Consider the following 14,168-nt stretch of genomic DNA (forward strand, 5'->3'; position numbering starts at 1 on the left):
TATCATGCACCCGCACTACTGAGACGTTCCTTTTCCAATTTCAATGCTTTGGGAAACAGAATGTTGTTTTCCAAATGGATATGCTGGAAAAGATCGTTTTCGAACTCCTTTATCTTCTCGAAAAGGTAGGTATATGAATTGCAGGCATCCGCTGGCAATTCGTAATCTCTCGTCAGTTTCCGCAGCGCTTTAAGCTCATCACCCGTCGCGCCATGTTCAACTTCCATCAGTTGCACCGGTCCCCCGATTCCGACCGGTATCTGCACGCCCGTCCCGTTACTTTCCAGTGCTTTAATCGCAGGAAACAGTACCCGTTCCTCTTTCTGTACATGGCTGTACAGTTCGCCCATAAGCCCTTCCAGTCCATCCGCCAATTCGACAAGCTCGGGATGCACCGAACCGTGGCGCGAAGCGACCTTTTCTGCCAACTGTTCGATGATAGGTCCGTTTTCCCGGATATACTTGTGATGTACCTGATAGATGTAATCCGCCAGGAAGCTCAGATCCCACGAATCGAAATCGTGTGCCGTTTGTCCGGTCACCACTGTTTCCGAGCGGTCCAATGCTTCCTGTACCTGTTCTTCCGTTAGTCCCGCATGATGAATGGCTTCTTTGAGTGTCTGTTTTCCACCGCAACAGAAATCGATCCCTAACCTCTTGAAAACTTCTGCCTTCCGCATATCCCTGGCTGCGATCTCACCCACCGTCTCTTCGGCCTTCTCAGCGGCGGGTTTGGCGATCTGTACTTGCCAATCCAGCGGGCCCGCTTCCAGGTATTCCCATGTGAAAATATTACCCCGCTCTCCCAGTAGTTGGTAATACAGAGGTTTGGGATCGTGATCGTTGTGGATGATGAAACTTTCACCCGCTTCCAATGCATCGAAATGCTCAAAAATCGTCGGATGTTTCAGCCGGGGCTCAATCCGGGTAACATCCAGTATTGCTGTTTTTATCATGACATTATTGATTTGATTTCCAAATATATTAAAAAAAGACTTTTTTGTCTTCTATTAAACCAGCTCGTTTCTATTTTTACTTGGCGCTGATAATCAGTCCCCTTCATTATCTATTTAGAGGTCTTTGCGCTTAAAAAACCGCAGGGAAAACCACAATGGAACCGCTGACCACAGAATTAGCACAGCAATGGTAAGAGCCACGCCTCCGCCTGTGCCGAAAAAACTCCGGAATATTGCACCGGTATATCCCATCAGCGCGGAGATATCAATCTGTAACAGAATGAGAATTCTGCTGATATCAATGGGATTAAGCAACGACAGCGCCACCATACCGTTTTCGATCGGATAGTCCGAAAACTGGAACAGCAGGAACAGTACCAATGCATCGAACAGCAGGGCAAAGTACAGCCAAAGCAAAATAGCCAGCCCGATGCCTTTGGCTTTGTCGCGTATTCGCACGGCCGCCCACAAGGCAACCGATACAAAAATCAATGACAATGCACAACCGCAAAGCACCAATATCAAGCCTGATGCAGTAGCCGCATAAAAAATTACGGGTATTCCAACCCCAACGGCAAAAGCCAAAGAGACGGCACCTGCCAAGCCGATGAAAATGCTCATCCAGATTACATTACGCCGCAGCGGCTGGCTAACGAGCAACTCCATGAACTCCGCACTGTTGTATAGGTAAACCGTCGAAAAGATAATGCTTACCAGCGGCACCACGAACAGCACGATATTCAACAGGCTCACTACACCTTTATCAGCGTTGTCTTCCATGCTGAACACGCTGAATGAAAGCACCAATAATACTGCGGTGTACACCAGGATGGTTCGACTTCTGAGAAGATCAGCTATGACATATTTAATAATCTTGTTCATCGGGTTCAATCAACGAATTCATGAATAGCTATTACCCTTGCAACCGCACTGGACAGCCGGTTTGTTCCGGTTTCCGCTTTAAGCGATTGCAGTGTCTTGTGAAACAATGGTTTTCCCTCTTGCATGTAAATAACTTCTGACACCAGGTCATCCAGTTCGCTCAACACGTGCGAAGTAATGAGGATCAGTTTGTTCTTTTGCCGTTCGCCGATAATTTTATCTTTCAGTAGCTCGGTCGAAATGGGATCCAGCCCCGCCGTCGGCTCATCGAGGATGAGTACCTCAGGATTGAACATAAAGGCGAGACAGGCACTCACTTTCTGGCGTGTTCCCCCCGAAAGTGTCCGCATCCGCTTATCGAGCATGCCACCCAATCCAAACGCGTTGAAAAGGTCATAATCCAGGGTCGATTCTGGCACTCTCCGGATATCTTTCATCATATCCAATACCTGTCCGATGGTCATGTTTTCCGGGTACTGCCCGATTTGAGGCATGTATCCAATCTCATTCCTGTATTCCCATTCGCCGACAATGTCCTTGCCTTTGAACCGTATGTTGCCCGATTGCGGAATCACCATACCCAATATAGCCTTAATCAAGGTAGTCTTGCCGCTTCCGTTGGGTCCAATGAGCGCCACGCATTGTCCGCCCTCCAACGCCAGGGAAACCTCATTAAGTACCTGAAGCTTTCCGAACCTTTTCGATAACTGTTGGATCGTAATCATAAGTCTACAGGGTTCATTAACGGACGATCATCTTTCAGATTTTCAGGCGTAAGACTGGGCAATACCCGTTCAGTGCGGTCAAGTAGCACTACCATGAAACTGCGGAAGAGCAGCATGGCCATCGGATACTTCTCCACCACCATCGAATACAGGCTGACGGGACGGTAAGGTACGTCGCCTTCTTTGTCTTTATCCAGGTCATACCCTTCGTACTTATCCCAATAGTTGTGCTCAAATGTATTAAGTACCAGCGAACCATTGGTGGCCACGTCAAACGTATTCTGCACAAAATTATTCTGGGTTAGTCTGTTATCCATGCAACTGGCCTGAATCTTCAATGCCCAACCGTTCCCCTGGAACTGGTTGCGTTGCATCTGGATACGGTTGCTTCCTTCCATCAATATACCGGTGGTATTACGGGAAAAAACATTATGCGCAACATGGCTGTCTGTGATGTCTTTCAACAATAAGCCATAGGCCGCATCTCCCCAATTTTCACTGAATACATTATGCTCCATGCGCACATGCTTGGTATACATCACCGCCACACCGGCCCCGTTGTTGGTAAACGTATTGTAATAATATCCGTTGTCATGCGAAAACATAAAATGCAACCCATATCGCCGGTTATTCAGGGAATGGTTGTCCCGTACTTCGGTGTGCGTCACAAATTCAAGATAAATTCCGTCCCGGTGACCGGTAACGGTGTTGCCACCAATGTGCAGGCTGTCACTTTTCCATGCGTGTATACCGTTGCCCGTCAGCTGCTCTGTCTTACCATAGGCTGTCAATCGGTTATTACGGATGGTACATTGGCTGGATCCCTGTATATAGACTCCAAAAAAATTGTCGTCGAATACGTTATCGGCGATGGTGACATGGTGGGTATCATATATTTTTACCGCAGCAATGTCGGTTACGGCAGACTGGCCGGACGCCTCGATGGTAAACCCCTGAATGGTCACATTGGGGGCAAATATAGAAAGTGGTTCGTACTGCTTTTGGCCGTCGATAACGGGGTGATCCACCCCGAGGATTGCAACACGTTTGTGGATTGCTAGGTTTCCTTCGCGGTATGTTCCTCCTACTACCCGGATGGTATCCCCGTCGGCAGCTAGTTCCAGAGCGCTTTTAATCGAAGTGATCCGATGTCGGGGTCCTACCTCGATGGTAGCGGCACGCACCATGCCGGCTACCATCAGGCAAACGCAAAGGTTAACTAGATAGGTTATTTCCACAGATCCTCCCATGTCATGCGCTCTCCGCCGTGGATATGCCGCACTTTTTCCAAATCTGCTTCGCTGGCAAATGCAGCGATGTCCCCCCGCATGGGACTCTTCAACGACTCGCTTTTCAGCAAAAAGAGTCTATCAGCGGACAGCAGCTTGTTTTCATTCGTATAGTCGGGTAGGTAATAGTGGGCCACTTCTTCCCGGGCGACGCCGCCTCCCTCGACAAAAGCAACCATGCACTGCACGTCATCAAAGTTGTAAGCACGTCCCTTGGCCGTAACCAGCTGGCTGGCAAAACGGGCGTCACTCACGGTCATCCGGCAATGCGCACATTGATCCTTTCCGAAATTGATGGGCTTCGGGCCATCACCTCCGCAAGCTACTATACCGAGCGTGAAGACCCACCCAAAAAAGACAATGCTTAAAGATCTGAAGGTATTCATGATGTTTTATAGTTAACCATACGCCACTCCACATATACACAATAAGCTAACAGAATCCCGCAAGCGATAAAGATCCACCCGCCAATAGCCGGAATGGAAAAAGCACCGAAATTGAGTAGCTGCTTAAATCCGATCAGCGGCGGTTGGTACGCCATGCCCGGCACTTTGATGGGAGCAGAGGGATTTAAGTCATGACCGTATTCATACAACCACCGCCAGAAATCAACCATCGATATGACGCCGAATAGCAGAAACGCTCCAAACAAGATATTCAGTAATTTCCTCCGAGCAGATATGCCCACTAAGATAAAAGCAAGGCCGTATATACCGATAAGATAAGGTAACAGGGTAAATTCGATGAAATCATCGGCACGGAGCGTTTTCATTCCGATGTAATGGTTCAACCCATTGATAATATCGACCTCTCCTTCCAGCTTATAGCTGTAGATCAACAGCTCCAACCCTTCGGGATACTGTGCGGCATCCAGCTCAATGCGCCATATCGGCAATGCGATGACGGCAAGTAGTGCGATACCACCGATGATGAGTATGGCCCTATTCAATGATAGGATGTGATGCTGAGTTTTCACGTCAATTTATTTATTGCCCGTATAGGATGTCATCGCTACATTGCTTCCTTTGGGTGAAACCCGCACATATCCCGACATCTCCTGGTGTAACGCCGAGCAGAAATCAGTGCAATAGAATGGGAAGATACCCACCCGGTCCGGTTCCCACTTAATGGTCTGGGTTTCTCCGGGCATAATCAGTAATTCAGCGTTTTTCGCTCCCTTGATCGCAAATCCGTGGGGCATATCCCAATCCTGCTCGATGTTAGTGACATGGAAATAAACTTCATCGCCCATCCGTATGCCTTCGATGACATCTGGTGTCAGGTGAGAGCGGATCGTGGTCATATACACCCGCACGATGTTCCCCTCACGTTCTATCCGAGCTTCGGCCTCACCATTTGTTTTATGCGGGTGCGCATTGGCGTTGATGTCATAGATTTTCAGCGATTTATCTTTAAGTATATCGGCTGGTAACGACTGCGCATAGTGCGGCTCACCAATCGTCGGAAAGTCGAGTAGCAACTCCATTTTGTCACCACTGATGTCAAACAATTGCGCACTGTGGCAAAGTTCGGGTCCGGTAGGCAGGAAACGGTCTTTGGTGATTTTGTTGTAAGCCACTAGGTATTTGCCGTAAGGTTTTTTGGAATTTCCTCCGGCTACCATGAGGTGACCAACAGAGTAGTAGGTGGGTTGCCTATCGAGGACCTCCAACGTCTTAACATTCCATTTCACCACTTCCGAAGAGACGAAGAATGATGTATACGCATTTCCCTTTTCATCAAACTCTGTGTGCAGCGGTCCCAACCCGGGCTTTTGCACTTCGCCGTGCAGAGCAGATTCATACTTTACAACCGGAACGCCGCCGTAACGCTCACCTTCAAATTCCTTGTTGGCAATGGCATTCTGCAATTTCTCAAAGCTGAACACCGGAATCAGTGCCGCCAATTTCCCACTGCCCACGATATACTCGCCCGTTGGATTGACATCGGCTCCGTGGGGTGATTTCGGACAGGGAATCAGATACGCCAAGTCGTCAAAATCGGTAATATCCAGCACAGTGACTTCAGTTTTGATCTGTGAAGTAGCCGTATGGGTATGCTCATCATATTTGTTATGGGCATAGCGTACAGCTTGCTTGACACCTTTACCTGCCTTGAAATATTCTTCGGCCTTTTTCCAGTTGATAGCCATGATGAAATCCTTATCGTTTTGGGAAGCATTAACTTCCTGCAACGTGTGCGCCTGCTCTGAGTTGTAGCAACTGATGAAAAGCCAGCCGTTTGACACACCTTTTCCGGCACTGGACAAGTCGAAGTTCAATCCCGGGGTTTTCAACTGAAATGCGATATTGAATTCACCCGTTTCCTTATCCACGCTGACGAAGCTGATGTGCCCTTTGAAGTTTTCCTTGTATGAACTGATCGGCACATCTCCTCCGGGGCCATCCGGCGGTACGCTGAAGCGCGTCGCTGCAATGACGTATTCCGAATTTTCGGTGGTAAACGGCGAACAGTGGTTTCCCCCTGTATTGGGAATCTCAATAATCTCCGCCGTACGGAACGTCTGGAGATCTATCCGGGCTAAGCGCGGTGTATTGTTAGAGTTTGCAAACATCCATTTACCATCGGGCATTCCATCGGTAAAAGACGATTCGATGTGGTGCAAGTCATCCCAAGGGACGAATCCGTGCGACGTTTCCAACATGGGTTTGGTTTCTTCGCTGAATCCCCATGCTTTTTCAGGATCTACCGAAAAAACAGGGATTACCCGAAACAGGCGCCCACTAGGCAATCCGTATACACTCATCTGCCCGCTGAATCCGCCCGAAGTGAACGTATAAAACTCATCATATTGTCCCGGAGGTATATACGTCCGTTGTGCTGCATTTCCGGACACGGCGCTTCCCGCACCTTTGGGTTTGCACGCGCTGAAGGAGAGGGATACCGCAGCAGCGGCGAGCATCCACAGGAGACCTTCTTTTGGTTTTAGTTTCATAATACGATATATTAGTGACAAAAAAGCATCGTTAGTTAACCCCGTCATTTTCCCTCATAAATTCCAAGATCTTGCGGGCATCGTCATCAGACAGGTTCTGATTGGGCATACGTACTAAGCATATCTCCAACTGAGCCAGCAATTTGGGATCCTTGTCGATCATCGGATCTGGATTGGTGATGAAATTCATGATCCATTCGGGACGGTGCCTTTCGGTTACGCCTGCCCATCCCGGGCCCACCAAACGGTCTTCAGTATACTTATGGCAGCTGGCGCATTTGACATCGGCGATAAGTTTTCCATCGTTCGCCATCTGCACATCCAGTTTATCGCCCAGGTCTACATTATCAAACTTTCCCAGCCCGCGGTTAGGATCATAATCTGACGGCTGCTGAGCTTCCGTCTTTGCGGAATTGCTTTCCGAATCCTGTTTGCCTCCTGAGGAACAGGCATAAACCAATATGCCTAGCACCAAAATGATCGCTAATTGTTTCATTTTAAGTTGTTTTAAGTAAGATAGTTATGTGGAAGTTATTTTTCATTATTTCTACACGCACGATACGCTTTTCTTTGTTAAGACAAAGGTACTTGCATGCCTGAGGCGATTTTATGCGTGGAATCATAAAGCAGCCCCTGTGGGTTCTTTTCTAGGTATTCGCTTGTTCTCAATTATCAGCAAACGATTGTATTACAACAATTTATATAAAAACAAACCTAATTCTGATCTTCGTCACCTCTTGATGTGACCGCTGTCAATAGGGGTAGCCGGGATTCCCCGTATGTTTGCTACGGGTAACCATTAACAATATTTTTATAGAAACGCCTATGATTCCGACGGATCTTCTTCTACAAAGGGGCGCTACATACCGAAAAGCAACACCAGGTGATGCCATTTTCGACGAGGGAGCACAAGCAACCTATTATTACCAGCTGGTGTCTGGACGGGTACGGTGGTGCAACATTACCGAAGATGGCAGAGAAATTCTTCACCGTATCGTAGAAGCCGGGGAAAGCTTTGGCGAATTCCCCTTATTTGATGGTGAGCCCTACGCCGCCAGTGCCATTGCCGACACCCCCTGCACCATCCTAAGACTGTGTACCCTTTCGTTCCACCAGCTGCTTCAGGATAATCCCGACATTCATTTTGATTTCACGAAATCCTTAGTTCAGCACCTGCGCTTTAAATTCTTTTTAACAGACCTACTATCCCAAAATAATCCGGAAACCATCATTTCCAAACTGATCGGCTATTTTAATCAACACGGAAAATTTATCTGCAAAAATTGCAATCGGCTGATGCTTACACGCCAGCAACTGGCCAACATGACTGGGTTACGGGTAGAAACCATCATCAGGGCTATCAAACACATGGAAAAAGAAGATCGGCTAAGCATTGTAAAGGGTAAAGTGTTTGTGCCAGCAGACGGTTTGTAAACCCCTATTGATCTAACAAATGAAAAATAAATGAAAATAACCGTCCGCCATTGGTTGATCTTTGGGATCTTCAACCTACTGCTGGTTGCCGTGCTGGGTTTACTTATGCGGATTAAGTTTTTAATTCCACTGCCCGCCATCAATCAACAATACGTCTTGCATGCGCATTCACACTTCGCTTTCTCCGGATGGGTATCCCATACATTGATGGTCTTGATCGCTGCCGCCTTAAGCGACATAAAAAATGACAGGACATTGCCGCGTAGGTATCAAGTACTCATCTTCACCAACCTCCTAACGGCCTATGGTATGCTCGTAAGCTTTTTTTTGCAAGGCTACGCATTGTATTCGATCTGCGCTGCCACAGCTACGGTATTGATTTCCTACCTGTTCGCTGGAATCTGTTGGCGGGATATGGCGCATCGGGCCGATCGCAACGCCGCCACATGGCAGTGGCTGCGTGCAGCATTGATTTTTCTTGTATTTTCTTCTGTTGGCACGTTCTACTTAGCGTATTTAATGGCATCTCACAACACAGATCCCCGATTGCAATTGGCGTCGATTTACTTTTTCCTCCATTTTCAGTATAACGGATGGTTTACGTTTGCCTGCTTCGGTTTGGCCCACCATTGGTTAAGGCTCCAGAGAATATCTCTGAAACATGCATCGTTGGTGTTCTGGACTTTTGCCCTATCTTGCATCCCGCTCTATTTCCTCTCGGTGCTGTGGTGGGACATTCCTGGCTGGCTGTACACACTTGTGGTTAGCGCCGTGATGCTGCAAACCACTGCTTGGGCAACATGGCTATATACAGTATTTGCAAAACGACGATTATATAAACACCGCCTTTCTACGATTTCAAGGTGGCTGCTCATCGGTATCGTGCTCGCCGTTAGCATCAAGATACTGCTTCAAGGCCTATCTGCTTTTCCTTCATTAAGCCAGCTAACATATGGATTTCGGCCGATTGTCATCGGGTACCTTCATCTCGTCCTGCTGGTAATCATCACACTTTTCCTGATTACCTATGGTTACATGCAGAAAATCCTGTATACTAACCGCATTGCGGTTATCGCGACGGGAATACTGGTAGCGGGCATTATGCTGAATGAACTGTTGCTACTGCTTCAAGGGGCTTTAGGGTTAATTAATATATCCGTCGCATACCTCCCCATGGGTCTCGCGATAGCTGCGGCGAGCATCGTCTTGGGCCTTGGCGGCCTGCTATGGAGTCAGAAGGTGGTTGCATATAAAGGTCAATTTAGCTAAGTTTGTAGCGTAATCAAAAACAAAAATTCCATGTCATATAGAATAGAACACGATACCATGGGCGAAGTACAGGTGCCTTCCGATAAGTATTGGGGAGCGCAGACTGAACGCTCGCGCAATAACTTTAAAATCGGCCCCGCGGCATCCATGCCCCGGGAAATTATCGAAGCCTTCGCCTACCTCAAAAAAGCAGCCGCCTATACCAATACGGACGCTGGTGTATTACCCGCGAAAAAAAGGGATTTGATTGCACAAGTATGCGACGAAGTCCTTGCCGGGCAGTGGGCCGACCAGTTTCCACTGGTCATCTGGCAGACCGGCTCAGGCACCCAGTCCAATATGAATGTGAATGAGGTAATATCCAACCGGGCCCATGTTATCCAAGGCAATCAATTGGGTGCAGGCAAACCGTTCATCCACCCTAATGACGACGTAAATAAATCACAGTCATCCAACGATACCTACCCTACTGCCATGCACATTGCCGCATACAAAAAGGTAGTAGAAGTAACCATTCCGGGGGTTGAAAAATTACGTGATACCCTGAAGGCAAAATCTGAGGCTTTCGCTGCTGTCGTAAAAATAGGCCGCACGCACCTGATGGATGCTACCCCCCTTACCCTGGGACAGGAATTTTCAGGTTATGTCGCTCAGCTTGATTATGGATTAAAGGCGCTTAACAACACGTTAGCGCATCTTTCCGAGTTGGCATTAGGCGGCACCGCTGTAGGAACCGGCATCAATACGCCGAAGGATTACGCGGAAAATGTGGCTAACTACATTGCCGAATTTACCGCACTTCCTTTCCGTACAGCTCCGAACAAATTTGAAGCCCTCGCATCGCACGATGCCATTGTGGAAAGCCACGGTGCCTTGAAGCAGCTTGCTGTATCGCTACATAAAATCGCCAATGATATCCGGATGCTGGCTTCCGGCCCACGTTCCGGCATTGGCGAAATCCTGATTCCGGAAAATGAGCCCGGCTCATCCATTATGCCCGGCAAAGTCAATCCGACCCAGTGCGAAGCGCTCACGATGGTGGCCGCCCAGGTTATCGGAAACGATGTGACGATCGCATTCGGGGGAGCTAATGGACATTATGAACTCAACGTGTTCAAACCCGTAATGGCCGCCAATTTCCTGCAGTCCGCCCAGCTAATTGGCGATGCTTGCGTGTCCTTCAATGATCACTGCGCCATCGGTATTGAGCCAAACTACGACGGGATTAAAAAACACGTGGAAAATTCGTTGATGCTCGTCACAGCGCTTAATCCCCATATTGGTTACGAAAATGCAGCAAAAATCGCCAAAAAGGCGCATAAAGAAAACAAATCACTGCGGGAAGCCGCGCTGGAGCTGGGACTGCTGACCAACGAGCAGTTTGACGAGTGGGTGCGACCGGAGGATATGATTGGTGGACTCAAGTGATCGACCGTAAAACGTATATATTACGCTGTAACGCGGCATACCGGCTGTTCATGGCTGGTATGCTCGTTCTATGTGCCATGGGTTGCCGTTTCAATCCCGATATTCAAAGCGAAGGCGCGGACTACCTGCAAGGAGTATGGGTGCAGGACAGCATTCCGATGCAAGATGCGCTATTGCGTTATACACTGCATGAATTGAAATTTACGTGCGACTCCATCTATGCCACTCTACGCACGACTGCTAAGGTCAATAATATTGCCGATTCCTGCTATAACAACGGGCAGTGGACCGAGTATGCGAAAGGTATTTACGTGGTCCGCGGCGACAGCCTGATTGTGGATGGTCTGTACACAAAACCAGACTGGAGGCAGAAAATTTCCGGTTGTTACCGCAGCGGACAATATCTTCCTCGTTTTAAAATTGTCCGGTATTCCTCCGATTCACTCGTATTGGAAAACCGTTATGATCAACGGCCGCTTTTGCTGCGGAAAACCGCCGACATCACGTGCGTACCGAAGAAACGCTGGGAATAAATGAAAATGATAATCAAATCAATTTTTGCTCAACCGCCATTTTCACCAGTACTGCTGTGTTTTTCGCACCCAGTTTCAATAGCAGATTCTTGCGGTAACCTTTGATCGTTTCGGGACTCAAAAAAATCTGTTCGGCAATTTCACCGTTGGTTAATCCCTCTGAAATCAGGCGGAGTAATTCACGTTCCCTGGGGCTCAACCAGATGTTCTTCGACGATGGCCTCTTCATCAAGAGGTCGATTTCATGGCAAAGGAACGTCCTACCAGCAGCCACTGCTTCTATGCCGGCCAATACCTCATCGGCCATCGCATTCTTGACTAAGTAGCCCGAAGCGCCATTGTCCAACATCTGCCGTACAATCGCATATTCGTTATGTGTAGTCAGTGCCAACACGTTGATTTTCGGAAACTGCGCTTTCACCTCCTTGCAGAAGTCCACTCCGCTGACGTCCGGCAAGCCGACATCGAGGAGCAACACATCCGGTTTCCAGAAGCCGAGGGAAAGCCGGCAATCCGTAGCGCTGTGTGCCACACCGATAACAGTCGCTATACCCGATTCATCAATCAGGTTTACCAATCCCTCCGTAAGAATCTTATGGTCATCGATGATGGCTACGCTAATCATTGCTGTCTTTATTTGTTAATTCCAGTTCTACGTGGATTTCCGTCCCCTGTTCGGATGAATAAACCGCCATTTTACCCTGAAAAGCCGCGACACGCTGGCGGATATTCCGCAATCCCATCCCTTCCGATACCGTATGTGCATCAAAGCCTTTGCCATCATCCTGTACGGTGAAGGATACTCGCTCGGATTCTTGGACCAATTGCACATTGATTTGCGTACCCGCTGCGTGTTTCAGCGCATTGTTGACCAGCTCGTGGATACATCGGTAAACCATGATTTCCAGTTTCTCGGGCAGACGGGCTTCACTCCCGAAATAATGGAATTGGGCGATAGCGATGGCGTCGCAGAAATCCGACAGGGAGATCTTCAAGCCATAGCGCAGAAGTGACTCCGGCATCATGTGGTGCGCCACGCGACGAAGCTCCCGAATAGAATCGTCGAGCATACCCAACGCTGTCTGAAAGCGGGATACATCAACCGCTTCCAGCACCGCATCACCTTTCACCTGCGGCAAATTGATCTTCACCGCAGACAGCATGCTACCCAGTCCGTCGTGCAGGTCTTTGGCCAGGCGTGTACGTTCGGCTGCTTCACCATCCAGTGTGGCCTGCACCGCAACCAACTGCTTTTCCTGCTCCAGGCGTCGGGTTTCTTCTTCCGCTAGTTTCCGCCGGTTCACCGCCAATCGGTAGCGTATGAAGGCGAGTGCCAATGCAATGAGGAGAATAGCTACACAAGCGACACCGAGCCAAATAGATAGTTTCCGTTCCTGTTCCAAAGAGGCTATTTGAAGTTCTTTTTTTTCGGTTTCATACTTTATTTCCATCCCCGACAATGTCTTTTGATAGGATTCGTTAGCATAGCGATCCGATGCTGTCCGATAACTATCCATATATTTATGGGTAAGTTCCGGATGACCCAGGTAGGCATTGGCAACCGCCAGATTCGTGTAAATGTCTTTCGTGTGATTATAGTCGGTCGAATCGATAGCTAACGCTTCACCTGCCAGCACTACCGATTGGGCATATTGCCCCTGCTGAAAATATATGTCTGCCAATATGACCAATGCGGGCGTGATTAGGCTGGGGAAACCCAGCTCCTTGGCCATAGCTAAGGCTTGTCGTGCAATCGGCTCGGCCGTAACATAGTCGTCATGAAGGCTGTATAGCTGCGCTAGGGCTTGTATGGCAAAGTTTTCACGATACTTATCCCCCGCCTTTCTAGAAATTTCGGCAGCTTTATGCGCATAATCTACCGATACTGCGCTAGGTTTTCCTTGATGAAAGGTAATGTTACTAAGCGAAACATAGACACCAGCCAGTACCTCTTGACTACCCGCATCTGTAGCCAACTCCTCCGTGATTCTGAAATATTTGAACGCCTGCTCAAAATTCTCCATACGCTGGTAGATATTGCCAATGTTATAATACAGTACGGCTTGTCCCTGTGTATCGTTATGGTCTTCTAAAATTCTCACCGCAGCAAAATAGTTTTCCAATGCCATTTCATACAAACTTTGGACATTGTAGATATTTGCGTACGCGTTGTATATCGAAGATTGCTGCCTGTAATTCTGGAGTTTGTCAGCAAGGGTCCGAGCTTTTTCCAGGTATATCATTGCAGTATCGTATGTACCTCCCGCATAGTAGGCGGTACCGATATTGAAGTATAATGAAGCTTCTTTTTTGGAATCCCCTGTTTTTTGGGCAAGCACTAACCCTTTTTTACCAAAATCTATCGAACGGTTAACATCAATATTCTTGTATGCCCAGCTTAAATCGTAATATAGCTGGATTCTCGCTGCATCCGTAAGGCTTTTTTCTGCCAGTAGCTGTTCCAAGGAATCCACCGACTGCCCGCACAAAAGAAAAGGGGAATTACATATCGTGGAAATGCACATTAATAGCCGCAACCACACGATCTTGCTTTTTATATGTCTTTTCATAAGGCTACCTATAAGGGTCTAGCAAATGTATTCGTTATTATCACAACAAAGGTAAGCCGTTTACCCCCAATTAAACCCCCCCTTTGGGGGGTAAGTACGGTGCCCGGTAAGCGCATACTTTTGCCT

General features: G+C 48.1%; 14 protein-coding genes. 4 read left to right on the forward strand and 10 right to left on the reverse strand.

Going from position 1 to position 14,168, the window contains the following annotated elements; translation table 11 throughout:
• Positions 1 to 2: 2 nt before the first annotated feature.
• The 8 genes from ric to BMZ56_RS14980 form a co-directional block, all read right to left on the reverse strand.
• The gene (ric, locus tag BMZ56_RS14945; protein WP_090628078.1) at positions 3 to 956 is read right to left on the reverse strand and encodes an iron-sulfur cluster repair di-iron protein; all 954 of its coding nucleotides are present in this window, start codon (positions 954 to 956) and stop codon (positions 3 to 5) included.
• A gap of 114 nt (positions 957 to 1,070) precedes the next feature.
• Entirely contained in the window at positions 1,071 to 1,838 is a 768-nt protein-coding gene (locus BMZ56_RS14950) for an ABC transporter permease (RefSeq protein ID WP_090628080.1), read from the reverse strand.
• Positions 1,839 to 1,843: 5 nt separating this feature from the next.
• Complete coding sequence (locus BMZ56_RS14955) at positions 1,844 to 2,563, reverse strand: ABC transporter ATP-binding protein (RefSeq protein ID WP_090628082.1); 720 nt, start codon at positions 2,561 to 2,563, stop codon at positions 1,844 to 1,846.
• Entirely contained in the window at positions 2,560 to 3,813 is a 1,254-nt protein-coding gene (locus BMZ56_RS14960) for a nitrous oxide reductase family maturation protein NosD (RefSeq protein ID WP_177195163.1), read from the reverse strand. The genes BMZ56_RS14955 and BMZ56_RS14960 overlap by 4 nt, the downstream gene beginning before the upstream one ends.
• On the reverse strand, positions 3,792 to 4,238 hold the full coding sequence (locus BMZ56_RS14965) for a nitrous oxide reductase accessory protein NosL (RefSeq protein WP_090628083.1): 447 nt from the start codon (positions 4,236 to 4,238) through the stop codon (positions 3,792 to 3,794). The genes BMZ56_RS14960 and BMZ56_RS14965 overlap by 22 nt, the downstream gene beginning before the upstream one ends.
• Entirely contained in the window at positions 4,235 to 4,828 is a 594-nt protein-coding gene (locus BMZ56_RS14970; RefSeq protein ID WP_245893250.1) for a hypothetical protein, read from the reverse strand. The genes BMZ56_RS14965 and BMZ56_RS14970 overlap by 4 nt, the downstream gene beginning before the upstream one ends.
• Positions 4,829 to 4,834: 6 nt before the next feature.
• Entirely contained in the window at positions 4,835 to 6,808 is a 1,974-nt protein-coding gene (nosZ, locus tag BMZ56_RS14975) for a Sec-dependent nitrous-oxide reductase (protein ID WP_090628086.1), read from the reverse strand.
• Positions 6,809 to 6,839: 31 nt separating this feature from the next.
• Entirely contained in the window at positions 6,840 to 7,304 is a 465-nt protein-coding gene (locus tag BMZ56_RS14980; protein WP_090628088.1) for a c-type cytochrome, read from the reverse strand.
• Between the two features lie 329 nt (positions 7,305 to 7,633).
• Between BMZ56_RS14980 and BMZ56_RS14985 the strand changes: the two genes are divergently transcribed.
• From BMZ56_RS14985 to BMZ56_RS15000, 4 genes are read left to right on the forward strand one after another with little or no spacing between them, the layout of a single operon-like run.
• Positions 7,634 to 8,242 carry a Crp/Fnr family transcriptional regulator gene (locus tag BMZ56_RS14985; protein ID WP_090628089.1) on the forward strand — a complete coding sequence of 203 codons (609 nt, stop codon included), beginning with the start codon at positions 7,634 to 7,636 and terminating at the stop codon, positions 8,240 to 8,242.
• 30 nt (positions 8,243 to 8,272) lie between these two features.
• Complete coding sequence (locus BMZ56_RS14990) at positions 8,273 to 9,511, forward strand: hypothetical protein (protein ID WP_090628091.1); 1,239 nt, start codon at positions 8,273 to 8,275, stop codon at positions 9,509 to 9,511.
• 30 nt (positions 9,512 to 9,541) lie between these two features.
• Positions 9,542 to 10,939: a class II fumarate hydratase gene (fumC, locus tag BMZ56_RS14995; protein ID WP_090628092.1), complete on the forward strand. Its 1,398-nt coding sequence runs from the start codon at positions 9,542 to 9,544 to the stop codon at positions 10,937 to 10,939.
• 50 nt (positions 10,940 to 10,989) lie between these two features.
• Positions 10,990 to 11,472, forward strand: coding sequence for a fumarate hydratase (locus BMZ56_RS15000; RefSeq protein ID WP_090628440.1), 483 nt, complete (start codon positions 10,990 to 10,992; stop codon positions 11,470 to 11,472).
• A gap of 13 nt (positions 11,473 to 11,485) precedes the next feature.
• Here BMZ56_RS15000 and BMZ56_RS15005 read toward each other — a convergent pair whose 3' ends face one another.
• Positions 11,486 to 12,097: a response regulator gene (locus BMZ56_RS15005; RefSeq protein ID WP_090628094.1), complete on the reverse strand. Its 612-nt coding sequence runs from the start codon at positions 12,095 to 12,097 to the stop codon at positions 11,486 to 11,488.
• Positions 12,090 to 14,042, reverse strand: coding sequence for a tetratricopeptide repeat-containing sensor histidine kinase (locus BMZ56_RS15010; RefSeq protein WP_090628096.1), 1,953 nt, complete (start codon positions 14,040 to 14,042; stop codon positions 12,090 to 12,092). The genes BMZ56_RS15005 and BMZ56_RS15010 overlap by 8 nt, the downstream gene beginning before the upstream one ends.
• Between the last annotated feature and the right edge of the window lie 126 nt (positions 14,043 to 14,168).

Source organism: Parapedobacter indicus (genome assembly GCF_900113765.1).
Classification (GTDB): Bacteria; Bacteroidota; Bacteroidia; order Sphingobacteriales; family Sphingobacteriaceae; genus Parapedobacter; species Parapedobacter indicus.